Source organism: Corynebacterium sp. HMSC075F02, from assembly GCF_001838335.1.
Classification (GTDB): Bacteria; Actinomycetota; Actinomycetes; order Mycobacteriales; family Mycobacteriaceae; genus Corynebacterium; species Corynebacterium jeikeium_D.
The window spans coordinates 1-24,859 of sequence record NZ_KV836329.1; the positions used below are offsets into that span (position 1 = coordinate 1).

19 protein-coding genes, 1 tRNA gene and 1 other RNA gene are annotated in these 24,859 nt (G+C 59.0%); 8 read left to right on the forward strand and 13 right to left on the reverse strand.

Annotated features, from left to right (window positions below; all coding sequences use genetic code 11):
* Positions 1-108: 108 nt before the first annotated feature.
* Together HMPREF2920_RS09880 and HMPREF2920_RS09885 are read right to left on the reverse strand one after the other, a co-directional pair.
* Positions 109-182: transfer RNA gene (locus tag HMPREF2920_RS09880), tRNA-Met, on the reverse strand.
* A gap of 184 nt (positions 183-366) precedes the next feature.
* Positions 367-3,354, reverse strand: a complete 2,988-nt coding sequence (locus HMPREF2920_RS09885; protein WP_070595370.1) for a UPF0182 family protein — start codon at positions 3,352-3,354, stop codon at positions 367-369.
* 151 nt (positions 3,355-3,505) lie between these two features.
* Between HMPREF2920_RS09885 and HMPREF2920_RS09890 the strand changes: the two genes are divergently transcribed.
* Together HMPREF2920_RS09890 and HMPREF2920_RS09895 are read left to right on the forward strand one after the other, a co-directional pair.
* Complete coding sequence (locus tag HMPREF2920_RS09890) at positions 3,506-4,087, forward strand: PPA1309 family protein (RefSeq protein WP_070595368.1); 582 nt, start codon at positions 3,506-3,508, stop codon at positions 4,085-4,087.
* 263 nt (positions 4,088-4,350) lie between these two features.
* Entirely contained in the window at positions 4,351-5,190 is an 840-nt protein-coding gene (locus HMPREF2920_RS09895) for a GDSL-type esterase/lipase family protein (protein ID WP_070595367.1), read from the forward strand.
* A 382-nt stretch (positions 5,191-5,572) separates the two neighbouring features.
* On the opposite strand, the gene ssrA is transcribed toward HMPREF2920_RS09895, so the two are convergent.
* Positions 5,573-5,956: a transfer-messenger RNA gene (ssrA, locus tag HMPREF2920_RS09900) on the reverse strand.
* Positions 5,957-6,313: 357 nt separating this feature from the next.
* Here ssrA and HMPREF2920_RS09905 point away from each other — a divergent pair.
* Complete coding sequence (locus HMPREF2920_RS09905; protein WP_141764638.1) at positions 6,314-6,709, forward strand: DUF3887 domain-containing protein; 396 nt, start codon at positions 6,314-6,316, stop codon at positions 6,707-6,709.
* Positions 6,710-6,737: 28 nt separating this feature from the next.
* Here the strand turns inward: HMPREF2920_RS09905 and smpB are convergent, their stop codons facing one another.
* Entirely contained in the window at positions 6,738-7,241 is a 504-nt protein-coding gene (gene smpB / locus HMPREF2920_RS09910; protein ID WP_038626299.1) for an SsrA-binding protein SmpB, read from the reverse strand.
* A 178-nt stretch (positions 7,242-7,419) separates the two neighbouring features.
* Here smpB and HMPREF2920_RS09915 point away from each other — a divergent pair, with 178 nt between their 5' ends.
* The 3 genes from HMPREF2920_RS09915 to HMPREF2920_RS09925 all read left to right on the forward strand — a co-directional run bounded on the left by HMPREF2920_RS09915 (position 7,420) and on the right by HMPREF2920_RS09925 (position 10,989).
* On the forward strand, positions 7,420-9,063 hold the full coding sequence (locus tag HMPREF2920_RS09915) for an AbgT family transporter (RefSeq protein WP_070601721.1): 1,644 nt from the start codon (positions 7,420-7,422) through the stop codon (positions 9,061-9,063).
* A gap of 163 nt (positions 9,064-9,226) precedes the next feature.
* Complete coding sequence (locus tag HMPREF2920_RS09920; RefSeq protein ID WP_048733555.1) at positions 9,227-9,994, forward strand: alpha/beta hydrolase family protein; 768 nt, start codon at positions 9,227-9,229, stop codon at positions 9,992-9,994.
* Between the two features lie 20 nt (positions 9,995-10,014).
* Positions 10,015-10,989, forward strand: coding sequence for a cation diffusion facilitator family transporter (locus HMPREF2920_RS09925; protein ID WP_016423250.1), 975 nt, complete (start codon positions 10,015-10,017; stop codon positions 10,987-10,989).
* A gap of 29 nt (positions 10,990-11,018) precedes the next feature.
* On the opposite strand, the gene HMPREF2920_RS09930 is transcribed toward HMPREF2920_RS09925, so the two are convergent.
* The 6 genes from HMPREF2920_RS09930 to metG all read right to left on the reverse strand — a co-directional run bounded on the left by HMPREF2920_RS09930 (position 11,019) and on the right by metG (position 18,334).
* On the reverse strand, positions 11,019-12,848 hold the full coding sequence (locus HMPREF2920_RS09930) for an ABC-F family ATP-binding cassette domain-containing protein (protein WP_049193064.1): 1,830 nt from the start codon (positions 12,846-12,848) through the stop codon (positions 11,019-11,021).
* Positions 12,832-13,347 (reverse strand): NUDIX hydrolase, encoded by a 516-nt coding sequence (locus HMPREF2920_RS09935; protein ID WP_070601720.1) that lies wholly within the window; start codon positions 13,345-13,347, stop codon positions 12,832-12,834. The genes HMPREF2920_RS09930 and HMPREF2920_RS09935 overlap by 17 nt, the downstream gene beginning before the upstream one ends.
* 23 nt (positions 13,348-13,370) lie before the next feature.
* On the reverse strand, positions 13,371-14,285 hold the full coding sequence (gene rsmA / locus HMPREF2920_RS09940; protein ID WP_049171269.1) for a 16S rRNA (adenine(1518)-N(6)/adenine(1519)-N(6))-dimethyltransferase RsmA: 915 nt from the start codon (positions 14,283-14,285) through the stop codon (positions 13,371-13,373).
* A 65-nt stretch (positions 14,286-14,350) separates the two neighbouring features.
* Positions 14,351-15,502, reverse strand: coding sequence for a resuscitation-promoting factor (locus tag HMPREF2920_RS11025; protein WP_276257241.1), 1,152 nt, complete (start codon positions 15,500-15,502; stop codon positions 14,351-14,353).
* A gap of 165 nt (positions 15,503-15,667) precedes the next feature.
* Entirely contained in the window at positions 15,668-16,492 is an 825-nt protein-coding gene (locus HMPREF2920_RS09950; RefSeq protein ID WP_070601719.1) for a TatD family hydrolase, read from the reverse strand.
* A 15-nt stretch (positions 16,493-16,507) separates the two neighbouring features.
* On the reverse strand, positions 16,508-18,334 hold the full coding sequence (gene metG, locus HMPREF2920_RS09955) for a methionine--tRNA ligase (protein ID WP_070601717.1): 1,827 nt from the start codon (positions 18,332-18,334) through the stop codon (positions 16,508-16,510).
* A gap of 115 nt (positions 18,335-18,449) precedes the next feature.
* Between metG and HMPREF2920_RS09960 the strand changes: the two genes are divergently transcribed.
* Positions 18,450-19,715 (forward strand): aminodeoxychorismate synthase component I, encoded by a 1,266-nt coding sequence (locus tag HMPREF2920_RS09960; RefSeq protein ID WP_070601716.1) that lies wholly within the window; start codon positions 18,450-18,452, stop codon positions 19,713-19,715.
* Here the strand turns inward: HMPREF2920_RS09960 and HMPREF2920_RS09965 are convergent.
* Together HMPREF2920_RS09965 and rsmI are read right to left on the reverse strand one after the other, a co-directional pair.
* Positions 19,712-21,388 carry a BCCT family transporter gene (locus tag HMPREF2920_RS09965; RefSeq protein ID WP_049193060.1) on the reverse strand — a complete coding sequence of 559 codons (1,677 nt, stop codon included), beginning with the start codon at positions 21,386-21,388 and terminating at the stop codon, positions 19,712-19,714. The genes HMPREF2920_RS09960 and HMPREF2920_RS09965 overlap by 4 nt on opposite strands.
* A gap of 160 nt (positions 21,389-21,548) precedes the next feature.
* Positions 21,549-22,403, reverse strand: a complete 855-nt coding sequence (rsmI, locus tag HMPREF2920_RS09970) for a 16S rRNA (cytidine(1402)-2'-O)-methyltransferase (RefSeq protein ID WP_210386872.1) — start codon at positions 22,401-22,403, stop codon at positions 21,549-21,551.
* Positions 22,404-22,545: 142 nt separating this feature from the next.
* Here rsmI and HMPREF2920_RS09975 point away from each other — a divergent pair, with 142 nt between their 5' ends.
* On the forward strand, positions 22,546-24,042 hold the full coding sequence (locus HMPREF2920_RS09975; protein WP_371326368.1) for a dolichyl-phosphate-mannose--protein mannosyltransferase: 1,497 nt from the start codon (positions 22,546-22,548) through the stop codon (positions 24,040-24,042).
* Here HMPREF2920_RS09975 and HMPREF2920_RS09980 read toward each other — a convergent pair.
* The gene (locus HMPREF2920_RS09980; protein ID WP_070854155.1) at positions 24,039-24,821 is read right to left on the reverse strand and encodes a zf-HC2 domain-containing protein; all 783 of its coding nucleotides are present in this window, start codon (positions 24,819-24,821) and stop codon (positions 24,039-24,041) included. The genes HMPREF2920_RS09975 and HMPREF2920_RS09980 overlap by 4 nt on opposite strands.
* Positions 24,822-24,859 lie beyond the last annotated feature (38 nt).

Below are 24,859 nucleotides of genomic sequence, written 5' to 3' on the forward strand. Positions count from 1 at the left end.
CTGAAAGTCAGACACACTTTTTGCTACTTAACCCTGAAAAACGGTGATGTGGCCCCAGAATAAAGAAGACCCCTACCGGCGTTTGCACCGGTAGGGGTCTTTTCTTAGTGGCGGGGGCAGGATTCGAACCTACGACCTCTGGGTTATGAGCCCAGCGAGCTACCGAGCTGCTCCACCCCGCGTCAACTGTCCTGGCTTTTACAAGCACTCACAGCGGGCGCTGGTCTCTCTGACCAACGAGAAGTAACTGTAGCACGATGCTCCCAACAAAGACCAATCCCCAGGTCATAGCCGGTTTCGCTACAACCTGGGGAGTCTGCGGACCATAGAAACCTATGATTCTCGGCTAACTACTCGTTGCACGCCTTACTGGCCGTTGGCCTTCTGGTAGTCAGCGGCAGCGCGGTCGAGCTCGGCAAGTGCCTGGCCCTGCGCCGCGTAGTCACCGTTCTTCTGAGCGTCGTTAAGCTTTTGCAGTGCGTCGGAGATACGGCGAGCGGCGTCGTCACGCGCGGCGACATCAACCTTGCGCTCTTCCTTCGGTGCCTCGTCGTCGGACTCAGCGTCAGCGGCATCCTTGTCCTTATCCGCCGACTGCTCCTCAGTCTCTTCCTCACCGCGGACCTTAGTCGCGGCGGAAGCATCGATACCGACCTGACTCAGAGCCTCAGTGACCGTGGCGCCGTAGCCCACCTGACCGCGGTAAGCGACGAGAATACGCAGCAGCTTCGGGAATGCGGTCTCCTGGCCCTTGCGCTGGGTGTAGACCGGTTCGACGTAGAGAATCTCGCCATCGCCGACCGGCAGCGTCAGCAGGTTACCGTTGGTGACCACGTTCGTGCCCTCGAGCAGAGTACGGTCCTGGGCGACCTCATCTGCGGACATCATCGTGTCCTGCGCCTGACGCGGACCCATGGTCTGGGTGTTGGTCGGCAGGGCACGGATGGTGATCTGACCGTACGTCTCCGGATCGGAGGAAGCGCTCATCTGGGCGGCGAGGAACTCGCGCTCCAGACCGCGGAAGGCGGAAATCAGCTGGAAGCTCGGCTTTCCGGTCTTCGGATCGGAAGCGACAACGTAGTACGGCGGCTGGGAGAGGTTCTGCTCTTCCGGCGCGGTCGGATCGGACGGGACGGACCAGAAGGAGTCATTGGCGAAGAAAACGCCCGGATCGCTGACGTGGTACTTGGCCATCAGCTCACGCTGAACCTTAAACAAGTCCTCCGGGTAGCGCAGGTGCTCCTGCAGCTCCTCGGAAATCTCCGACTTTGGCTTCACCACATCCGGGAAGACACCCTCCCAGGCCTTGAGCACCGGATCCTTCTCATCGAACTCGTAGAGCTCAACGGTGCCATCGTAGGCATCGACGGTCGCCTTGACCGAGTTGCGGATGTAGCTGACCTCGCTGTTCGGCAGCGGGCGTGGAGTGCCATCCGGGTTAATGGAATCCTGCGTGGTCTCCTGGAGGCTCATGCGCTGGGAGTACGGCATCTTGGCCAGCGTGGTGTAGCCGTCGACAATCCACTTCATACGGCCATCGACTACAGCCGGGTAGGTCTTGGTGTCAGTAGTCAGCCACGGGGCGACCTTCTGAACACGGTCACGCGGATCGCGGTTGTAGATGATCTTGGAGTCCGGCCCAATGCGGTCGGACAGCAGGATGTTGAGCTCCTGGTAACGGGTGGCGAAAATCATGCGGCTGGCAAGTCCGCCTACGCCAACACCGCCCTCACCGTCGTAGGTGAAGTTACGGCCGTCGGCATCGTACTCATAGTCCTTGCCGTCACCGTTACCGCCAACAATCGCATAGTCGGCATCGCTGTTGGCGATAACCGGGCCGTAGTAGATACGCGGCTGCTTCAGGTTCAGGTTCATGCCGTTCGGGTCCTCGGACTCGAACAGGTCAGCCACGGTGTACAGCGGGTAACCGCCGCGGGCGGAACCGGACTCGGAGGCAACCTCGTCGACCTTATTAGCCGGCGCAGCAACGAAACCATTGCCGTGGGTATAGACCGTGTGACGGTTGATCCAGTCAGTCTGGTTACCCTGCAGCGTCTGCGGGTTCAGTTCACGAGCAGCGACGATGAAGTCACGGGACGCGCCATCGATCTGGTAGCGGTCAATGGCAAGCGGATCGGAGAAACCATAGAAGTTCTTCAGCTGACGCTGCTGCGTGAAGGTACGTGGCAGCACTTCCGGATCCAGGATTCGGATATTGGCCAGAGTAGCGGCATCGCGGGAAATCGAGTCCGCACCTTCCTTCGCGGCTTCCTTATCGCCTTCCTTTTCAGCCGGAACGCCCCAGTCGCGCTCGACCTTCACCTTGTCGTCGGTAAGCCCGTAGTGGTAGCGCGTCGATTCAATATTGCGCGCAATGTATTCGCGTTCCTTGGAAGCGCGGTTCGGGTTAACTGAGAACTGCTCAACTGCCATCGGCCAGGCCACGCCAATCAGACCTGCGGAAACCAACATCAGCACGGTGGCAAACGCCGGGATCGAAAGATTGCGCAGGAAAATGGCCGCGAAGAATGCAGCGGCCACGACGATTGCGATGACCAGCAGCGTAATCTTCGCCGGCAGCAGCGCATTGATATCGGTGTAGGAACCACCGGTGAAGGTCTTCTGCTTGTTATTCAGCAGCTCATAGCGGTCCAGCCAGTAAGACACAGCCTTGAGCAGCATGAAAACACCGGCCCAGCACGCCAACTGCGCACGAGCCGCATTGGAAACGCGGGTCTTCTCCCCTGTAGTCGGGTTACCTGGGCGGATGCCACCAAGGAAGTAATGCGTCACCAGCGACAGCAGGAACGCAATAACTACCAGGACAACCAGCGTCGACACGATGTACGACCACAGCGGCAACTGGAACGCATAGAAGCCCAAGTCCTTGCCGTACTGCGGGTCCGTCTCACCGAAGGACTGTCGGTTTAAGAACAGCTGCACCGTCTGCCATTTGCCCTGCCCCACAAGGCCACCGAGTACGCCGAATACAACAGGCAGCGTGGTGAACATCGACTTCGAACCAGATTCAGCCATCCGTCGGTACACTGCCTGCGGGCTGCGCGGATCCGTCAGCCCGAGGTCGACGGGACGGGAGCGCCACGCCAGCCACATAGATAGAAATGTCAGTGCGCCCGTTATCAGGCCTACGGTGATAAACAGGACGATACGAGTGAGCCACGTGGTGGCGAATACCCCTCGATACCCCACTTCACCGAACCACTGAAAGTCCGTATAAAAATTGACGGCGATTGGAATAACAAAGGTCAGCGCGGCAATCACCAACACGGTAATTGCCAGCCACCCCGGTCGGCCACCCGCCGATCGTCTCGGTCGAGTCTGGTTTAGAGACAACGTCTCTCCTGTTCGAGTTGAGCTTGACTTGCCAGCGAGCTGGTAAGTCGGTCGTACGCTTATCTGTCATCTACTCTAAATAAAGTTCCTAACATTTGACTAAGGATGCTGTTAATACAGCGTTGCCAGGAAAGGGGCGTCGTCAAGCGTCATGAGCGAAAACAGCGGAACCCAGACTCATCTCAGCCAGCAGGCACTCAATCGCGCCGTACGCGAGGCTGTCGAATACGTCCACGCCGAAGGTTGGGACCGCGCCCCGAGTCTCTTCGCCCTCGTCCCCACCGCCGCGCTTGCCGACGTGCTTGCCGACGAGCTGATTGACAGCGCCCCGCTGACTGTCGTTGAGCAGGAACCTCTCCCCGAGGGAATTGAAGGTGGTAGCCCTGAGTTGGCGGACTTTATCGCTCGGACATCGTGGCCGGCAGGTGTCGTTGGTGCCGTGCTGGCGCAGGAGATTATGGTGATTGCCCCGGAGCAGGCGGACAGTTTTGAGGGTGCATCCCTGGACGAGGTACGGGCGCAGGCGGATGGTGAGGCGGCTCGTCAGGCACGTCTTTTCAGTGGTGTTATCAGTGAAGGTCCACACCTAACACTGATTCAGCCGCGCCCCACAGAAGCGGAACTGGATGAGCGTGGCCTCTTTGCCGAAGATGAGATTGAGCTAAAAGATGGTTCTGGGGTAGCCGATGGTGTCATCGCTGCGCTGTATTCCACGTTCGGAAGTAACTCATAACTCCACCTACCAGCGATAAGAGACAAACAAGAGGCGTTGAAAGAGTCGAATATCCATATAACTAGCTGGTTCCGGTTGACATCAGGACTAGAACCTAGTTGTATAACAAAGTGATAAAGGCGCGTCTTTAAGTATCCGCTCAGGGTTCTGTCGGACTTGGTTCTGTCGGACTCGGTTCTTCCAGGGACGGTCTGTGGCGAAGAAATCGCGAGTGTAGCGCGAGTTTTTCCTTCTATAGGTTTTCAACTAAGAGGTTTTTAATTATGAAGAACAACGTTGTTCGCCGTGCAGCAGCCTCGGCAGCTGCAGCTTCTGCGCTGGCAGCCTCCCTCCTGACTGGCGGTGTTGCCAACGCTCTTCCTACTGGTAACTACGTTGCCTTCGGCGATTCCTTCGCTGCTAACCCGGGTCAGTCCGACCCGGCCGTACCGGGCCGTGGTGGCTGCCCGATTTCGGTCTCGAACATCGGCTCTCACGTTGCTCGCGAGACCGGTCTTGAATTGCACGACTACTCCTGCAACGGCACTACCGCTTTCATGCCGACTCAGCCGCAGAAGTCCCTGATGGGCCAGGTTGACAACGCTATCGCTCAGGGCTCCCTCGGCCCGGCCACCCAGCTAGTGACCATCTACGTTGGCGCCAATGACGCAATGCAGGGCGCTGTGCTGCCAATGCCGGTTCAGGATGACCTGTACACCACCAACGTTGTTGCCGCGGTACAGAAAATCAAGGCTGCTAATCCAACTGCTCGCGTCATGCTGATTGGCTACCCAGCTTTCACCTCGAATGACCCGACTCACTACGCTTGCCCGGTCAACGCCGCAGGTTTTGCACCGCACATTCCGGCTGCCGGCATGCACCAGTTTGAGATGGCTCTGCAGAACCGTCAGGAGCGCGCTGCAAATGAGTCCGGCATCGGTTTCGTCAACATGAAGAACGTTGCAAACATTGACGTCGCAATGTGCGGCCCGGACGGTGAGCGTCAAGTCTCGGCAATTCTGGATACTGACGTTGCTTCCTACAACATGACCAACCACCCGACCTTCCACGGTTCGGCAGTTACTGGCACCACCATCGCCAACGTCTACAAGAGCACCTTCTAAGGTTGCCCGACGTCGCTCAGGCGTTTTAGAGTGCAGAACCCTAAAAACCCTCGCCTCGCTTTGAAAAGTGAGGCGAGGGTTTTTGCTGCCTCTTGCCACTGTGGGCGCCGTTTTTACATTTTTGTTTCTGCCGCGTCTGCTTCTGCAATGACCTTAATGCGCTCTCGTCCCCTTCAGCGCGCGAAGGGCGTAGAGAATTGTTGCCAGGTCGATAACTTCCTGCAGCAGCGCAATAATCTTCTGGTACTGCGAATCTGCCGCCGACCTGGAGGCTTGGATCCGAATTGTCTGCGTTCCATTGACGGATGATGGGAAAAGCGACTACACGACATAAAAAATATAAAAAGCAAAATCCCCGGCCATAATGACCGGGGATTTCTATTTGTGGAGCTGCCGAGAATTGAACTCGGGTCCACCGCCAACTCGCCAGGGCTTCTCCGTGCACAGTTCGCACGATCGCCTCTACTCGACCCTTCGGCTCAGGCAAACATGTCCGAATGACGGGCCCAGCCGCAAGTAAGAAGATCCCCGATGAGCCTTACGGCACACCCATCGGGCGAGCCCTTTTAAGTCGATGCCAGGGTCCGGACCAAAGGGCAAGCCCGGTCTGACAGACACGCTAGTCGCTTAATTAGGCAGCGAGAGCGTAGTCGCGCTGAGTGTTCTCGGCGCTTAATCAGTTGCTACGACGCTTAACGGTGGTCTCTAGCCTGCACCGGCACGCTTCCCCTGGCTCACTGTACGGTGTCGAAACCATGTCAGCCCCATACAATGCCTTCGAGCACGGGAAAGTGCGTAGCACTCAAAGGATGTTCAAGAATAACGCTTTACGACGGGAAAAGTCAACAAGCTTCGCCGCAAGGCCCACAGCCCCCCCCCCGAATGTCAACTCCGGGTTGACACTGACGTCAACCAATGGTTGACTGCAGTCATGGATCCATTGACGACAATCCGTCACCGACTGCAAGCAACGAACATTGCCGAACAAGAACTTGAAGATGCCGTGGCGCAGGCTCGCGCAGCGGGCCATTCATGGGCAGAGATTGGAAATGTACTCAATATCTCCCGGCAAGCGGCATTCAAGCGGTTCGGAAGTGTCCAAAACCCCGTTTCAGGAGAATTGATGACTGCCACAAAAACTACACATATCGCCGAGCTCGGCGAAAAATTCCTTCGCCACATCATCAACGGCGAAGAAGCAGAAACCGTAAGCATGATTTCCCCAAAGCTCCGGAAGGATCTCCCCTGGTCCACTATCCACTCTGTCTGGGAAGATGTTCTCACCGAGACTGGGGCGTTCGAATCTTTCGACGACACCCAAGTCACCAGCCTCGGGGGAACCAGGACTAAGGAACCGACCTCGCAGAAACTCCTGTCGAAGATTCTCGGCACAAGTCTCGTCATCACCACCCTCAAACATGAGGCTGGCGAATGGATGGCTCGAGTTGCCTTTGACCGTCACGAAAACGTCATTGGCCTACTCATCCTCCCAGTCGATGCGACTGAGTTCCCCTTCTAAAAAGGGTTTCTTCTAATGAAGACCTCTTTTACCCCTTGATGCCCTTCACACGACGGCCCAGCGCACGAGTAGCTTCGCGCTCCTCCGTGCGGCGCTTGATGTCCTGGCGCTTGTCATAATCCTGCTTACCGCGGGCGAGTGCGAGCTCGACCTTCAAGCGGCCGTCGGTGAAATACAGCTTCAGGGGTACAAGCGTGTTGTTGCCATCGCGGACCTTGCCCCACAGGGTGTCAATCTCCTTGCGGTGCAACAACAGCTTGCGCGAGCGACGCGGTGAGTGATTAGTCCACGAACCGTAGGAGTACTCCGGGATATGCAGCCCGCGGAGCCACACTTCGCCGTCATCGATGGTCGCGAAGGCGTCGTTAAGCGATGCTTTGCCCTCGCGCAGCGCCTTGACCTCAGTGCCCACGAGAACGACACCGCATTCGTAGGTGTCCAGAATGTTGTAGTCATGGCGGGCACGACGATTGGTGGCCACCACCGCGTTGTTGGCGCTGACCTTTTCTTTCTTCGACTTCTTCTTGCCCATAACCTGATTAACTCTAGTCGAAGAAGGTGCACGACAGCTATTCCCTAGCTATTCCCTTAACTTTCCCTTATGCGCCCGCTCGCACCCGACATACATATGCCTCTGGCCTTTTACGTTGTGACGCAACTTACTTTCCCCTAACCTTTTACCAACGTCTAACACAGAGGGATTTATATATATGGGACAGTCAAAAACGTTGGAACCGGACAAAGCGCCACCGAAGCCAAAGGGGTTCCTAGCAACACTGGAACGTATCGGCAACGCACTGCCAAATCCATTTTGGCTATTCGTGATTCTTGCCGGTGTGGTCATCGTTTCTTCGTGGCTCGGTGAGGCTGCGGGTATGCAGGCCAAGGATCCCGCGTCGGGTGACATCATCGAGGTGGAAAGCCTTGCTACCGCAGAGTACCTGCAAAAGATGGTTTCTGAGGTGGTAACGAACTTCACGGACTTCGCACCAGTTGGCCTGATTCTGGTGTGCATGCTCGGTGTCGCAATTGCGGAGTACTCCGGTTACATCGGCTCGGCAATCCGTGCGGCAATTTCCAAGGTGCACTCCCCTGTCCTGCTGACATTCATTGTTGCACTGGCCGGCGTGACTGGTTCGATCGCTTCTGATGCCGTCTACGTGATTCTCATTCCGCTGGGTGCCGCCTCATTCGCCGCAGTTGGTCGTAACCCCATTGTCGGTGCGATGGTCGCCTTTGCCGCCTCGTCAGCCGGGTTCAATTCGTCGCTGGTGCTCAACATCACCGATGTGCTGCTGGCGGGTATCTCCACGCAGGCGGCGCACTTCGTGGATCCGGAATACGTGGTTTCACCTCTGGCCAACTACTTCTTCACCATGGCGTCGTCCATTGTGCTGGCTCTGATTATTACCGCCGTTACTGAACTTTTTATTACCAAGCACGTGGAGAAGACCGTCCACGACGACCACATTGACCACGATGCCGCGGAATTCACCAAACCGGGCGCTTCGGAGGAAGCTGCCGAGGAAAACGCCAAGAAAAAGGAGCAGGACACCGCGTCGAGCAGCTCCAACAGCGGCCGCGATAAGCTCGTTCTAAATCCCTCCGAACGCCATGGCCTCCGCTACGGCAACATCGCCGCTGTCATCTTCCTGGCGCTTTGGTTCGCTGCCCTGTTCATCCCGGGTTCGCCTCTGCGCGGCGAAGGCGACGGCATCTTGAATTCCGTGCTGCTTACCGACGTCGTGGTGTCCATCGCCCTCTTCTTCGCAGTGGTCGGCATTGCGTACGGCATCGGTGCCAAAACCATCACCTCCTCAGCAGACGTGCCCGCCTTCATGGAACGCGGCCTGGGCACACTGACCACAATGATGGTGCTCTTCTTCGCCGTCTCGCAGTTCACGGCCTACTTCAAGTGGTCCAATATCGGCCAGTGGACCGCTATCAAGGGCTCCGAATTCCTGACCAAGGCGGATCTGCCGCCGCTGTTGCTCTTTGCTGCCTTCGTCCTGATGGTGGCTGTTCTCAACCTGCTGATTACCTCGGGCTCCGCACAGTGGGCTCTGATGGCGCCGGTCGTTGTGCCGATGCTGATGTACGTCAACGTCTCTCCAGAGGTCTCCCAGCAGCTATTCCGTATTGGTGACTCCCCGACCAACATCATTACGCCGATGTCGCCGTACTTTGCGCTGGCGCTGACTTTCCTGCAGAAGTACTACAAGCCTGCGGGTGTCGGCACGCTGATGTCGCTGGCTATCCCGTACTCGCTGTGCATGATGGTGGGCTGGTTCCTATTCTTCGTCCTCTGGTATCTCGCGGGCATTCCGCTGGGGCCGGGGGTTCCGGTGCGTTAACTCACAGCCACTAGGAGATTGAGGGATTGGTCGAATTTTTCGCCCAATCCCTCACTTATTTGTGGCACCCGGGCTTAATATTGCGTACGGTCGCCACCACAACGGGCGTCGTAAAGCGAAAACGTACACACATTGAGCACACACTGAGACGCGGATATAACCTATGCCAACAAAGCACCTAAAATTTACGGGATCGACCGGCGAGACTCTGGCTGCATCAATTGATTTGCCGGACGGTCAGCCACGCGCGTGGGCGCTATTTGGTCATTGCTTCACGTGTAATCGGATGGTGCCCGGCGCGTCACGCACCTGCAAGGCGCTGGCGAAGAAGGGCATTGCGGCATTCCGGTTCGACTTCACTGGCCTCGGGCAGTCCACTGGTGATTTCGGTGAGACGACGTTCCAGACCAACATCGATGACCTTAAGGCCGCCTACGAGTTCATGGAGGCAGAATTTGAGGCCCCCTCGCTACTGATTGGGCACTCGCTCGGTGGCGCAGCGGCGCTGAACGCCGGCCACGATATGCCGAAAATCAAGGCGGTAGCGACAATCGGTGCACCCTTCGATCCGGCACACTCGATTGTGCGCATCGCCGGTGACATTTCGACGGTCGATGAGCACGGCACGCAGGTTCTGCAGATTGAAGGTCGTGGCATTCCCATCTCCCGTGAGTTCTTGGAAGTGTTGGCGGACTACAACCCGGAGGTTTATCTCAGCCAGCTGCGCAAGCCACTGCTTATTCTGCACTCCCCGACCGACCAGACTGTTGGTATCGATAGCGCCCAGAAGATTTTCCAGGTCTCTCGCTATCCAAAATCCCTGATGAGCTTGGATCGCGCAGACCACTTGCTCACTCGCGCTAAGTCCGCCGCGCGCGCTGCTGACCTGATTTATGCGTGGGCGGATAGCTATCTTCCGGAGGCTGAATAGCCCTGTTATCATTAGGGGTTATGGACACAACTGAACACTCTGGCCACTCACACGGCCACGGTCATTCACACGGTCATTCACACGGCCATGACCACGCTCATATTGACCCCGCGAATACTCCTGCCCGTCGCCTGCTCGCAGCTGCGGGTCTAACTCTTGTCGTATTTCTCGCCGAGCTCATCGGCGGCTTGGTCTCGGGTTCACTGGCGCTGCTGGCAGATGCCGGCCATATGGTGACGGACTCCGCAGGCCTGCTTATGGCAGTTGCCGGTTTGGCTATCGCCCAGCGCGGAGCCAATCACCGCGCGACGTACGGGTACCGTCGTGTTGAGGTTCTGACTGCTCTCGTCAACGGTCTGACAGTTTTCATCATTGCCGCTGTGATTCTCTGGGGCGCAATCCGGCGATTCGGGTCAGTGGAGCAATCTGAGATTCAAACCACGTCGATGCTCATCATCGCAGTCATCGGCCTGCTCACCAATGTGATTGCGGCGTTTCTGCTCGCCGGCGCTGCCAAGGAAAGCGTCAACGTCCGCGGCGCGTATCTGCACGTGCTTGTCGACGCCGCTGGTTCGGTCGCCGTCATTATCTCCGCTATCGCTATCGCATACACCGGCTGGACTGCCATCGACTCGGTGGTCTCTATCGTGATTGCGCTCTTCATCGTCCCCCGAGCCGCCGTTCTGGTGCGCGACTGTCTCCACGTGTTGCTGGAGTACACCCCGAAGGGCGTCGACACTGAGAGAATCACTGCTGACCTGTCTGACTTGGACGGAGTGGTCGATGTCCACGATCTCCACGTCTGGTCCCTCAACGGCAGCGACCTACTGGCATCTGTCCATCTCGTGCGCTGCGACACGCTCCCCAACGGCGACGAGCACGCATTGCTCGACCGCGCGCAGGCACTGCTTCACGACGTCCACGGGATTGAACACGCCACGGTGCAAATTGAAAGAACCGGGCACGCTGACCACGAGTACCCGGCTCATACCTAAAATGTTCGGCTAGTAGCTGAAGTAAGATGCTAGCCCTCGAGCTGCTCCCCTAGCTCCAGCCACTCCATCTCCAGCTCTGCCTTCTGCTCAACCACCTCCGCAGCACGGCGATCGAGGTCCGCCAGCTTTTGTGTGTCCAAGTTGGCTACATCAGCACTCGCTTCCGCCATCTGCGCATGCAGTTCACTTTCTTGCTGGCTGAGCTTCGCCATCTTCCGCTCCAGAGCACTCATCTTCTTCTGGACAGCATGAGCTTCCGCAGCCGAGAGCTTCGAGGTATCCTCCTCTGAAGCTGCGCCACGGGTCTGCGGACTACCGGCATTTGCTTGAGAGGCACCACCACTAGCGGCCGAGTCAGCCAGCTGTGCGCGGCGCTGGAGGTACTGACCAATCCCACCTGGCAGGTTCGTCAGCTCACCATCGCCGAAAAGGGCCCAGGTCGAGTCCGCAATACGCTCAATCAGGTAGCGGTCGTGCGAGATGACCACCAGCGTGCCCGGCCAATTGTCCAGCAGGTCTTCCAATTCCTGCAGCGTGTCAATATCCAGGTCATTCGTCGGCTCGTCGAGCAGCAGGAAGTTCGGCTCACTCATCAACACGCGTGTGAGTTGCAAGCGGCGACGCTCACCGCCGGAGAGGTCTGCGATTGGGGTGCGCTGCCGCTTCGGGGAAAAACCCAGTCGCTCCGCCAGTTGCGAGGCGCTAATCTGCTTCTTGCCCAGGTCAATGTAGGTCGCCACGTCCTCCACAGCGTCGAGCACACGCATATCCAGCGGCAGATCATCGAGCTCCTGTCGCAGCCAACCCAGACGCACCGTCTTGCCCTCAATCCGCTTGCCATCGCTTAAGGGGTAGTCTCCCGCCAATGCGCGCAACAAAGTCGTCTTACCCGAGCCGTTGACACCGACCAGGCCAATGCGCTCGCCGGGGGCCAGACGCCACGTGACGTCGTTAAGCAATTCCCTACCATCGGGCGTTTCCAGGGACGCATGCTCTAGCTCTACGACCACCTTGCCCTGTCGACGCTGCGAAAACGCCATCAACTCCACGGAATCACGCGGCGCCGGGACATCGGCGATGAGAGCCTCAGCTGCTTCGATGCGGTAGCGAGGCTTCGAGGTGCGGGCCGGCGCACCCCGGCGCAACCACGCGAGTTCCTTACGCGCAAGGTTCTGGCGACGCTGCTCGGCGGCATCGGCTTGGCGCGCACGCTCGGCACGCGCGAACGTCCAGTCGTTGTAACCGCCATCGTAAAAATCGACGGTGCCATCGTGGACTTCCCACGTCTTCGTGGCAACGGTATCCAGGAACCAACGATCGTGCGTGACGACGACCAGGGCTGCCCGGCGCGAAAGAACATGATCGGCCAACCACTGCACACCCTCAATATCGAGGTGGTTCGTTGGCTCATCGAGAATGAGCAGATCCAGATCGCGGACCAGTGCGGCCGCCAAGTTAACGCGACGGCGCTCACCACCGGAGAGATTGGCGACCTTGGTATCCATACCGAGGTCATTGATACCGATGCCATCGAGGACCTCGCGGATGGAAGCGTTACCCGCCCACTCGTGTTCAGCGAGGCCGAGCGGTGCGATGACGCATTCAAACACGGTGGAGTTCGGGTCGAGCTCCGCGCCCTGGGTAACATGCGCCATGGCCATGTCGTTGGCTCGCGAAATACGTCCGGAGTCCGCCGGCTCCACGCCTGCCAAAATCTTCAGCAATGTGGATTTGCCACCACCGTTCAGGCCGACAACACCGATGCGGTCGCCCTCTTGAACACCGAGGCTAACGCCGTCGAGCAGAGTCTTGAGCCCGAAGGACTTAGAAATATTCTCGCAATTAATCAGATTCGCCATGATGAGTATTTATTGTGCCCCATTCGACGTTGCCAAGCACACGCCGGACATACCAGGCCACCGGCAGCTCATCGAACTGCTCTCGGGTTACCCATTTAAACTCCGGATGCTCGCCGCTGAGCTGGACATTCTGCGTGTCGTCGGCCTCGCGCACTAGGAAGGTCACTGTGTGGAAACGGAAGTTCTCCCCGCCCAAATCAGGATTGGAATAATGCGCAAACTCGCTGACCTCCGCTGCGCGCAGACCGGCCTCTTCGCGCAGTTCGCGCACAGCGGCCTCTGACGGTTCTTCCCCGGCATCGAGTTTGCCGCCGGGCAAATCCCATTGGCCACCGAGGAATCCATCGTATTCACGCAGCAGAAGCAGCAGGCGACTACCTCGGAAAACTATGCAGTTGCATACCCAACCGTCGTCGTCAGGCCAGTACTTTGTGCACGCCAAACCGCGTGGTTCGCGCCGGCCGATCTCGGCCCTACTGGGGGTGTCGTCACGGTGCATGGGGAAAGATTGCCTGTCCTTTATTAAAAGCGCTGGTCTCGTGAGACCTCAGCGAGACGAACGAAATCGGCAATTTCAAGCTTCTCTCCTCGCTGCTTGGGGTCAATCCCCGCTGCCATAAGCGCCTCTTCGGCTGCGGCACCAGATCCGTAAATCCCCGATAGGGCCGCCCGGAGGGTCTTGCGGCGTTGCGCAAAAGCAGCGTCGATAAGCGGGAAAAGGCGTGCGCGGAACTGCGGCGAGATTTCCCACGGGGCCTCGGGGGCATCGGCGGTCTTGGAGTTCTCTGGAGCGTCGGAGCGAGCGTAGCAGTCAATGCGAACGAGCCCGGAATCAACCTTGGGGACCGGCCAGAAGACGTGCGGACCAATGGCACCGGCGCGACGCACTGTGCCGTAGTAGGCGGCCTTGACACTGGGGACACCGTAGATCTTGGAGCCCGGCTGAGCCGCCAGCCGGTCAGCGACCTCAGACTGCACCATCACGAGCACGCGACGGATGGTGGGCAGCTCGGCAAGCATGTGCAGGAGCACCGGTACAGAAACGTTGTATGGCAGATTGGCCACCAGCGCATCTGGGGCAGTCTGAAAGTCCTCGCGGCTGACCTTCAGCGCGTCTTTCTCAATGAGCTCAAGTGCGCAGCCCTCGGCGCGCTCAGTGACTGTCTGGGGCAGACGCGCCGCCAGCCGCGAATCGATTTCAACAGCCGCCGCGCGGCCGCAGTGTTCGAGCAGCCCGAGGGTCAGCGAGCCCAAGCCGGGGCCAACCTCAACAGGGTAGGAATCCTCCGGCAAGTCCGCCGCAGCGACAATTCGACGCACGGTGTTGGCGTCGTGGACGAAGTTCTGCCCCAATTTCTTCGTCGGGACAATATCCAACTGCGCCGCCAAGTCGCGTACTTCGACCGGCCCCAAGAAAGAAACTTCTGCTTTAGTCACAGTTAGATACTACGGGGTCAACACAAAAAATAGGCTTAGCTCGTTATGGCTAGACGGAACTAGCTTTAACGAAGCCCCATGGAAGCGGTACAAGCGGGCCATGCGCCCCAACCCTGACCAGCCTGGACACGCTCAGCGACAGCAATCTGCTGCTCGCGGGAAGCCTGCGATGCACGCGGTGCATACTCAGTACCGCCGTAAGCTGCCCAAGTGGAATCGGTGAACTGCAGACCACCGGAGAAACCGTTACCGGTATCGATAGCCCAGTCGCCGCCGGACTCACACTGAGCCAGCTGATCCCACACGCCGTAGCCGGCAGCCGGAGCTGCAATGCGGGACTTAGTGCCCTGGCGAATAGTGGAGATACCCGGAGCCTTTAGCTCCTTTTCTTCCAGGACCTCGCGTCCGAGCTCTTCACCATCGCGAGAGGTGACCTTGACCTGACGCTCTACCTGGCCCGGTTCACCTTCCTGCTCAACGATGCGCTCATCTTCGAACATCGAATCATCTTCAATGATGTTCTCGTGAGCTGGAATCTCCTCAGTCTCGGTGATGGTCTTATCAATCAGACGAGACAGAGCGATGCGCATCCCCTCGGTGACCGGAGCATCCAGACCCGGCTCGACGGTGTCATCTTCACGCAGTTCAATGCCACGCTGAGCCAGCACATCTCCGACGGTCATAGCCGGGACGGTCAGGTCGATGTCCTTGGCATCGTCGTGAAGCACAATATTCTTGGCACGAACGACGTCGAGTTCGACTCCCTTAGCGGAAATCTCGCCCTTTTCGACCTCGACCTTGTCCTTATCGGAGATGAGCCCCTGCTTCTTCAGACCTTCAATCAGCTCATCGGTAGTGATGGCATTGGTCTTGTGCTCCTGCGGCTTGCCATCGACAATCATCGTGACCGGCTTGGCAGAGCGGTAGACCAGCTTGCCGCCGTCCGTGAGGTCGCCCTGACGCTGAACCAGGTCTCCGCCGGTGGTTTCGACACCAGCCTTCTCCAGAATGGCCTTGTCATCCTTGGACCAGGTTGCAATTTGCTCGACCTTGCCGTCAATTTCGACGGTGATGGTGTCGTAGTTGGATGCCGCGACAGTGCCACCCAGAGCAACAGCAGCGACCAGACCGCCAGCAGCGATCTTGGACGAAGTGGAGACTCCGTCGTTAGCACGATTGAGATGACGCTTCTTCGCAGCACTCACGGGGTTCGTCACAGCCTTTCGGAGGATGGGCAGCTATCAGATGAAAGAAATACAGTTTGTAACAGTACGGTAAAGATTCAGTGTTGTCTAAAATAAATCGATAAAAGTGACGGGAAATACAACAAACCGCCCCGGCTGCATTTCCACAGCTCAGGGCGGCAATACGCCGGCACGTGCTTAAATGCCGTACACCCGACGTGCGTTATCCGTCAAAATCTGCGCCATCTCCTCCGCCCCGATTTCTCGGGCCGCAGCCATCGCACGCGCCTGATGACCGATAAAAGTTGACTCATTGCGCGCACCTCGGAACGGCTCCGCGGTCATGTACGGAGCATCGGTTTCCACCAGCAGCTGCTCCGCCGGCGCCTCAGCCACAGCCTGCCGCAGGTAATCATTGCGTTTGAAGGTCACGTTTCCGGTAAAGCTCAGCAGGTAACCGCGCGCAATGGCCTCGCGGGCAACCTCAATGGGCGAGGAGAAGCAGTGCAAAATGACCGTATTGTCATAGCCGTCCAACGCCGCCATCAGATCTTCATCGGCATCGCGGTTATGAATCATCAACGGCTTGCCGACGGTTGCTGCGAGCTCCATATGCCACTGCAACGCAGCCAGCTGTTCGCTCTTCGACGCGCAGCCGTCGAGAGAATCCAGCCAGTACCAATCCAATCCCGTCTCCCCCACTGCCACAACCCTGGGATCGGCAGCCATTTCGGTTAGACGGGCCTTGGCGTCGTCGTCAAGCTCGTGTGCGCGCGTCGGATGGATGGCGGCGGCGGCCCAGACGTTGGGGTGCGCGTGTGCGGCGGTAAAGGCCAGTTCGGTTTCCGGCATTCCATCGCCGACCGTGCAAACTCCGACGACGCCCGCTGCGGCGGCACGGTCCATGAGAGTCGCAATCTCCTCCGGAGTTTGCGCCCCACAGGACGCGAGATGCGTGTGGGCGTCAAACAGCGGAGTGAGATACTCCGCGGGTTCTGCAATCTTGCGTTTGCGCTTTCCCATACCTCTACTGAGCCCCTACTTCACCTGTGCCCACTCGGGGCCGTGCTCAGCCAACTCAGAGTCGAGCTTGGTGAAAATCGGCTTCGGCTTGGCAAGCTGCGTACCCGGCTCAATGTCGAAGCGACGCCAGGCGGCCTTCTGATTGACGTAGTCACCGGTGATGATTGGGTAGCTCCTACCCTCTGCCGGCAGGTCAGCGCCGACCGGTTCGACCGGCATGTCGTCCTGGACTTCCTGGACTTCTGGCATTGCGGCCCAGATCCCCTCGCCGCCCAGGGTCTCGAAGACCTTCTGCGAGCTTTCCGGCAGGTACGGGGTCAGCAGCACATTGGCGTCGCTGACTACCTGCAGTGCTGTCCACAGCACGGTGGCGAGACGCTCGCGCTGGGACTCGTCCTTCGCCAGCTTCCACGGCTCCTGCGCAGCAATGTAGGCGTTGGCCTCTCCGACCAAGTGCATGGCGGCGGTGATACCGGCGCGGAAGCGGGACAGCGCAAGCGCGTCGCCGACCTCGGCGAAGGAACGCTCAGCCAGGTCGAGCAGTTCACGGTCAGCGTCAGTGAGTTCGCCCGGAGTTGGCACCTCACCGAAGTTCTTGAAAGCCATGGACACGGTGCGGTTGACCAGGTTGCCCCAGGAGTTGGCCAGCTCGTTATTCACGCGGCGGACGAACTCATCCCAGGTGAAGTCGGTGTCCTGGTTCTCCGGGCCTGCCATCGCGATGAAGTAGCGCAGCGGATCCGGACCAAACTCCGCCAGGAAGTCCTTCACATAGATGACAACGCCCTTGGAAGAGGAGAACTTCGAGCCCGACATGGTCAGGTACTCCGAGGAGACGACCTCCGTCGGCAGGTTCAACTCACCGAGCTCCCCGACCTCGCCCCCGCGGGAGCCCTCGCCACGGTAGCCCAGCAGCTCAGCCGGCCAAATCTGGGAGTGGAAGGTGATGTTGTCCTTGCCCATGAAATAGTAGGACAGCGCCTCCGGGTCATTCCACCACTTGCGCCACGCTTCCGGGTCACCAATGCGCCAGGCCCACTCGATGGAAGCGGATAGGTAACCGACGACGGCGTCGAACCAAACGTAGAGTTTCTTCGTCCCGTTTTCCGACCAGCCCTCCAGCGGAATCGGCACACCCCAGTCAATATCACGGCTCATTGCACGCGGACGGATGTCCTTCAGGATGTTCAGGGAGAACTTCAGCACGTTCGGGCGCCAGTCCTTGCGCTCCTGCAGCCACTCGGTCAAGGCCTCTGCCAGAGCCGGCAGGTCTAGCAGGAAGTGCTCAGTTTCAACGAACTTCGGGGTCTCGCCGTTGATTTTCGACACCGGATCAATCAGATCGGCCGGGTCAAGCTGGTTACCGCAGTTGTCGCACTGGTCGCCGCGGGCACCGGAAGCGCCACAAATTGGGCAGGTACCTTCGATGTAACGGTCCGGCAGGGTGCGACCGGTCGACGGGGAAATCGCACCCATCGTGGTCTGCTTGACCATATAGCCGTTTTCGTAGAGCCCACGGAAGAGCTCCTGGACAACGGCGTAGTGGTTGCGCGTGGTTGTGCGCGTAAACAGGTCGTAGGAAAGCCCCAGACCCGCGAGGTCCTGCACAATCTGGCGGTTGTAACGGTCGGCCAATTCCTGGACAGAAACGCCTTCCTTCTCCGCCTGCACAAGCAGTGGCGTGCCATGCTCATCAGTACCGGAGACCATCAGCACGTCATTGCCAATCATTCGCTGGTAGCGAGCGAAAACGTCCGAGGGGACACCGAAACCTGCAACATGGCCGATATGTCGCGGACCGTTAGCGTACGGCCACGCAACTGCTGTGAAAATGCGAGACATATCTAACAGGGTAATAGATGACCTACCATCACGATGAACTGTGCCCTCATGAAGTCTTCCAAGAACTGTCCCCTAGCGTCATCGCGCGCTCGCGCAGTCACTACGCTTATGTCCTATGTCCACTCGGTCCACCTCCTCCGACTCGGCCGCTGACTTCACTTCGCGCGCGACCACTGCGCTAGCTCGTCTTATCGCCGCCGGTCATCGCCCCGCCGCACTCGTCGGCTCCTGGTTCGGTTATCGCGCGGTTCTCGCCGCTAACGTCGAGCTCACCGCCTGCGATTCGACAGCGCTTTTCACCAGCCCCGACCCCAATGCGTGGCTATTTGGGTTCCGCCCCTACTCCGGCACCAGCGCGCATGGGATCGCTGCCTGCGTCGCATTGCTTGCCGACGACGGCACGTGGCATTTCGACGGCCCCGGCACCGGTGACCCCTCAAATCCGGATTTCCAAGCCCTTCAGGAGACCATCAAATACTCGCACGAAAACACGCGTGACGACGCGCTCCCCGCGGCCACACCACTGGAGTGGGATCAGGGCGACCGAGAACGCCACCAGCTTGCAATGGAGAACTGTAAGGAAGCAATTGCCGCGGGCGAGGTGTACCAAACCTGCATCTCTACACGCTTTCACGCGGAGCTGAATGCGGGATCGGGCACGAACGTCGATGTGGACAATGCTGCACTAGCCCACGCCGGCGCGTGGTTTTCCTCCCGCGTGGCGCGGTATCAGCCGGCTCGAGCGGCATTCTTGCCCGGCAACCTCGATGCTGGAATTCCAATTCTGGCCTCGCTGAGTCCTGAGGAGTTCCTCATCCGCGCTGGCACAAGCGTGACTGAAACTCCTATCAAAGGCACGATTCCCGCTGACCGGCCCCCGCATGAGCTGTTGCGCAGCGATAAGGATGTCGCCGAGAACATCATGATTGTCGACCTGGTGCGCCACGACCTCGGCCAGGTGGCCAAAACTGGCACTGTGAAGGTCACGGATCTGCTCAGTGTGCGTCCGGCACCGGGCGTGTGGCACCTGTTTTCCACAGTTTCCGCGGAACTTCCCGATCAGCTCAGCCACGCTGAGCTGATCGATGCCTGCTTCCCACCGGCCTCAGTCACCGGTACACCGAAGCTGCGAGCAATTGAGCTTCTGCGCGAGTGGGAACCCGAGCCCCGTGGCGCTCACTGTGGCGCGATTGGTGCGGCCCACGGGGATGCACTTGAGCTCAATGTCGCCATTCGTACCGCTGAGTATGCAAAAGACCCGAACTCGGGGAGAGTTCGGGTCGAAGCTGGCATCGGCGGTGGCATCACCATCGGGTCTACGCCCGAGGGCGAATGGGCCGAGATTGAGGCCAAGGCCGCACCGCTGCTGTTGGAAAGCTAGTTGCGCAATTTACGAGCACGGCGGCGTTCGCGCTGTTCGGCCGCTTCCGCCAAGCGGCGCTCGCGAGCCATGCGCAGGGCAAACTGACGCTGTTCCTTGTCATCGAGGTACATCGGATCGTCGGAAAGCCCCTTAACCAGCGCCACCATCAGCGCCAAGATAACAATGACGAACGGGCTTGCCGCCAAAATGGTGATGTTCTGCAGGTTGGACAGGGCATCGCTGCCGCCGGTGACCAATAGGACAATCGCAATCAGAGCGGTGAAAATACCCCACATAGCAGTGACCGTGCGCGATGCTGTGAGTCGACCGAACTGGCTCATGGTGCCCATCACCGTGGAGGCGGAGTCCGCCGAGGTAATGAAGAAGGTAGCCAGCAGAACCATTGCGATGACGGAAGTAATCGCGCCACCCGGCAGGGATTCCAGCAGGTTGAACAGCTGGCTCTCAGCCGAGCCGTCGCCATAGATGGAAGCACCCTGCTGCTCACGAGTAATGGCGGTGCCGCCAAAGATGGAGAACCATACGGCAGAGACAATCGACGGAACTGCGACGACGGTGAAGACGAACTCACGGATAGTACGGCCGCGAGAAATACGTGCGATGAACATACCGACAAACGGCGACCATGAGATCCACCAGGCCCAGTAGAAAATTGTCCAGGAAGAGAGCCATTCACCGGCGGTGCCGTCAGCGGAAGCACTGGAGCGGGAGGCCATCTCAAAGAAGGAATCCAGGTAGCTGCCAATAGAGGTCGGAATCAGGTTCAGAATCACCACGGTAGGGCCGAGGACCAACACCAGCAGAGCCAGCAGACCTGCGGCAACCATGTTGAAGTTCGAGATGTACTGAATTCCCTTGCCCACGCCCGACAGTGCAGAGACCAAGAAGGCACAGCCCAGAACGAGAATAAGACCAATCCACAAAGGTGCGCCCTTGATGGCGTTGAACCCGTTGATTTCCAAACCGGCGGAAATCTGAAGTACGCCCACACCGAGAGAGGCTGCCGTACCGAAGACGGTGGCAAAAATCGCAAGCGCGTCGATAAGCTTGCCCAACCGCCCCTCAGCGCGACGCGCGCCGATGAGCGGGATGAACGCCGCCGAAATCAGCTGCTTTCGGCCGAGGCGGTAGGTCGAGTAAGCAATTGCGAGACCGACGATGGCGTAGAGCGACCACGGGTGCAGAGTCCAGTGGAACATCGTCGAAGCCATGGCGGTACCGACTTCCTTCGGCTGATGGCCCGGCACGCCATCGCGATAGAAGGTCAGCGGCTCAGCGACACCGTAGAACATCAGACCGATGCCCATACCGGCGGCGAACATCATCGCAATCCAGCTAGGCGTGGAAAACTCTGGTTTCTCGTTGTCCTTGCCCAAGCGGATGTGACCGAACTTGGAAATCGCGATGGACACAATGAAGAAGACAAAGACGGTACTGGCCAAGATAAACAGCCAGCCGATGTTCTCCACGACCCAGTTCAGAGAGCTAGATGCAAACGTCGAGAAACTATCCGGCCACGCCAGGCCCCAGACGATGATTGCCAGAATTGCGACAACGGCGGGGATGGTAACCCCGAGGTTCACGGGAGCGTGAGAATCGTCGGCCCTGACTTCGCCGACGACTGACTCCCCTACTTCTTGTTGTATTTCATGCTCTGGTGGATTCGTCATTCCTCCACCATGTCCACCATTGACCTGGGATTTCAACTCAGGATGTGGATTCTCTCAGGTTTTCCTCATTTCCCGTCTGAATTACAAAACTCCCAATAACAGCGTTTACCCTGTTCACTGGCGTGCGCTGGAACATTTTCTGGCACAAAGTAACAATCGGCTAACGATTTCCCTCACGAGCAGCCAAAACCGCCTGATAGAGATCACGGTGCTTTGTCATTCCAGCCTCTGCCGCAACCTGCTTCGCGGCATCCTTCAGCCGCATGCCATCAGCCACAAGCTCCTCCACGCGGTCAACCAAGTCCTCCGTGGATACCTCCGTCGCCTGCTGCCCCGCGCCCTCAATCACCACCGTAATTTCGCCGCGGACACCTTCCTCCGCCCACGCAGCCAGCTCTCCCAGCGTCGCACGGCGAGTCTCTTCAAAACGCTTGGTCAGCTCACGGCTTACCGACGCGCGCCGCTCCTCACCTAAAATCTCCGCGGCATCCGCCAACGTGGCAGCCAATCGATGCGGCGACTCAAAGAAACAACAGGCTCGCTTCTCTGTCTTCAGTGATTCCAACCAGGCCCGGCGCGCCCCCTGTTTACGAGGTGCAAAGCCATCGAAGCAGAAGTGGCCGACACCCAAGCCGCTGAGAGCCAATGCGGTAGTCACCGCGCTCGGTCCCGGTACGCAGGACACCGGCACACCCGCGTCGTGAGCAGCCGCCACCACAGCCAGGCCAGGATCCGACACCACCGGCATCCCCGCATCGGTCACCACAATGACTTTCTGTCCCGCCTTCGCCGCCTGAATCAGCGACTCAGTGCGGCTCTCTTCGTTGTGATCGAAGTTTGAAACAAACTTCCCCTTGGGGGAAATGCCCAGCGCTGTGGCCAGGTTGCGTGCTCGCCTGGTGTCTTCCGCGGCGATGATATCGGCGTCGATAAGCGCACCGCGCAAGCGGTCGGAGGCATCGGCGATATTGCCCAGCGGCGTTGCCACCAGAGTGATGCCAGGGGCCAGCGTCATTGCCTCGCTAAGAGGCGCGTTCTCGTGCGGTTGGAAGTTCGATGCCGAATGCGTCATGATTCCATAGCTTAAACTGACATTCGTGACCGATGCCGCTTTAACCCCACCACCGGAAACCAAGCGCCGCGCGAAAAAGCGTTTCCTGCGCCCGATTCCCCCGGTGCCCTCGCTGCCGCCACTGCGGCGGTGGGACAAATGGGATACCGCCACTTTTGTGGTTCTCGGAATCGTCGCAGCGCTAACCCGTTTCATCGGGCTTGCTGCCAAGACCGACAATGGCACCCCGCTCTTCGATGAAAAGCACTATGTGCCGCAAGCATGGCAGATTCTGGAGTCCACCCGCGACCCCATCTCGTCTGGCATTGAGGACAATCCCGGCTACGGTCTGATTGTGCATCCGCCAGTGGCCAAGCAGGTCATCGCCGTGGGCGAATGGATCTTCGGTTACTCACCAATGGGCTGGCGGTTTATGTCGGCGGTGTGTGGCACGCTGGTCATACTGCTGCTCATGGACATCGTCCGACGCATCTCTCGCGGCTCGCGGTTGGCAGTGGGTATCGCTGGTCTCTATGCGCTTGCCGACGGAGTGCTGTTTGTCTCCTCCCGGGTCGGCATGCTGGACATGATTCAGACCTTCTTCATCACTGCGGCCGCGTGGGCACTTCTCACCGACCAGGTCGATGCCCGCAAGCGCCTGGAATCCGCCACGGAGCTAGGTAGTTTCGGCCCCTATCTCAGTTATCGCTGGTGGCGACTGCTCGCCGGCATCATGCTGGGGCTTGCCACCGGGGTGAAGTGGTCTGGCCTGTATTACATGGCCGCATTCGGCCTGTGGTCCGTCTTCACGGATTTGGTCTCCCGCAAGAATGCCGGTGCGCACAAACCCGTGCTCGGCGCACTCGCCCGGGATACCGTCCCGGCGTTGCGTGATCTGGTGGTAGTCCCACTGGGCGTTTACTTCTTAAGTTGGCGTTCCTGGTTCGCCGAAGAAACGTCGGTCTATCGCCATGTCTCGCCCGAAGACCGCGATACGGGACTCCCCTGCACCGACTGGCTTCCCGAGGCCCTGCAGAACTACCTGCACTACCAAAACAGCGTGCTGAAGTTCCACGCCGAGCTGACCACCTCTAATGGCCACAAACACCCTTGGGAGTCCAAGCCCTGGGAGTGGCTGGTCAGCTGGCGCCCAATGCTCTACTACTCCACCGAAACCAACTGCAGTGGTGGCCAGGAGTGCAAGGGCTGGATGATGCTCTTTGGCACCCCGCCCATCTGGTGGTTGCTGGTCCCCGTGGTCCTGTGGGCCACATGGCGTTGGCTCGGCCGCCGCGACGGCCGCTACGCGCTGCCAGTCATCGGTTTCCTCGCCTCGTGGCTGCCGTGGGTCATCGGCTACGACCGGCAGATGTACTTTTTCTACGCCACCGCGCTGATTCCATTCGTACTCATCGCCTTTGCTCTGCTTGCCGACGATCTCTCACACTGGCGGCCCCGCGGTAAGCCGGTGGGGTTGGTAATCGTTGGCACGCACGCCGCACTAGTGGTGACCGCGTTTGTGTTCTGGCTGCCGATTTTGACCGGCTACCCGCTGCCTCTCAACCACTTTGAATGGCGGTTCTGGTTGCCGTCTTGGAGCTAGTCCCGCTGTGGTGGCACGCCTGTGACCGGCAACCCCGAGGCGGCCCGCCATGCCTGTGCGATTGCCGTCGGCGTATAGCCACCCAGCCACACAACGGCCAGCGTCAAAGCGGAGACAAACATCAAGGCCAGACCAGCGATCTCTGATGCTCCCTGGGCACCGATGAGAATGTCACGAATACCAAAACCGATGCTGAACGTGGCGACGGCACCGTAGACCGGCGCCATGCCCATGGCAGCACGCGGCCGCCAAGCAGCCCAGAACAATCCCACTGCCAATGCAAGCCGAATTGCCGCGAGTTGAATGGCAAGGCGTGCTCCGAGCTCCATTGGGTCAACGGTGGCAGTGGAACCGTCGATAGGCGCTCCCGTGCTTGTTGCGATTCCTGCACCGTCCTGCGGCTGTGTCGAGGAAAGTCCAAGCGTCATCATGTCGGAGGCATCGACCAGCGTCGCAATCCCCCAGACCGCCCAGCAAAGTCCCAACGCAATGAGCACCCCGCGGGCGGTGCCGGCTATGAGCAGCCATGCGCGCTCACGCCGGCGGCGCTCCGGTTCGATAGAGACCAAAATGCGTTCCGAGAGATCATCCGTGGAAATCTCCGGCATGCCATCGGCAGGCCCAACCGTAAGGGCGCGGTTCAGCCGCACCGCTCGCTCGTACCAAGCTCGGCACTCCTCGCAGGCCCCAAGATGGGCATCGATGACTTCATCGGCAATGTTTGCCTGCTCACCATCGAGGCGAGCTGACAATGCTGCGCGAATCTCCTCGCACTCCACGGGGAATCTCCACCGCCTTTAACTATTAAGGGGGTTGT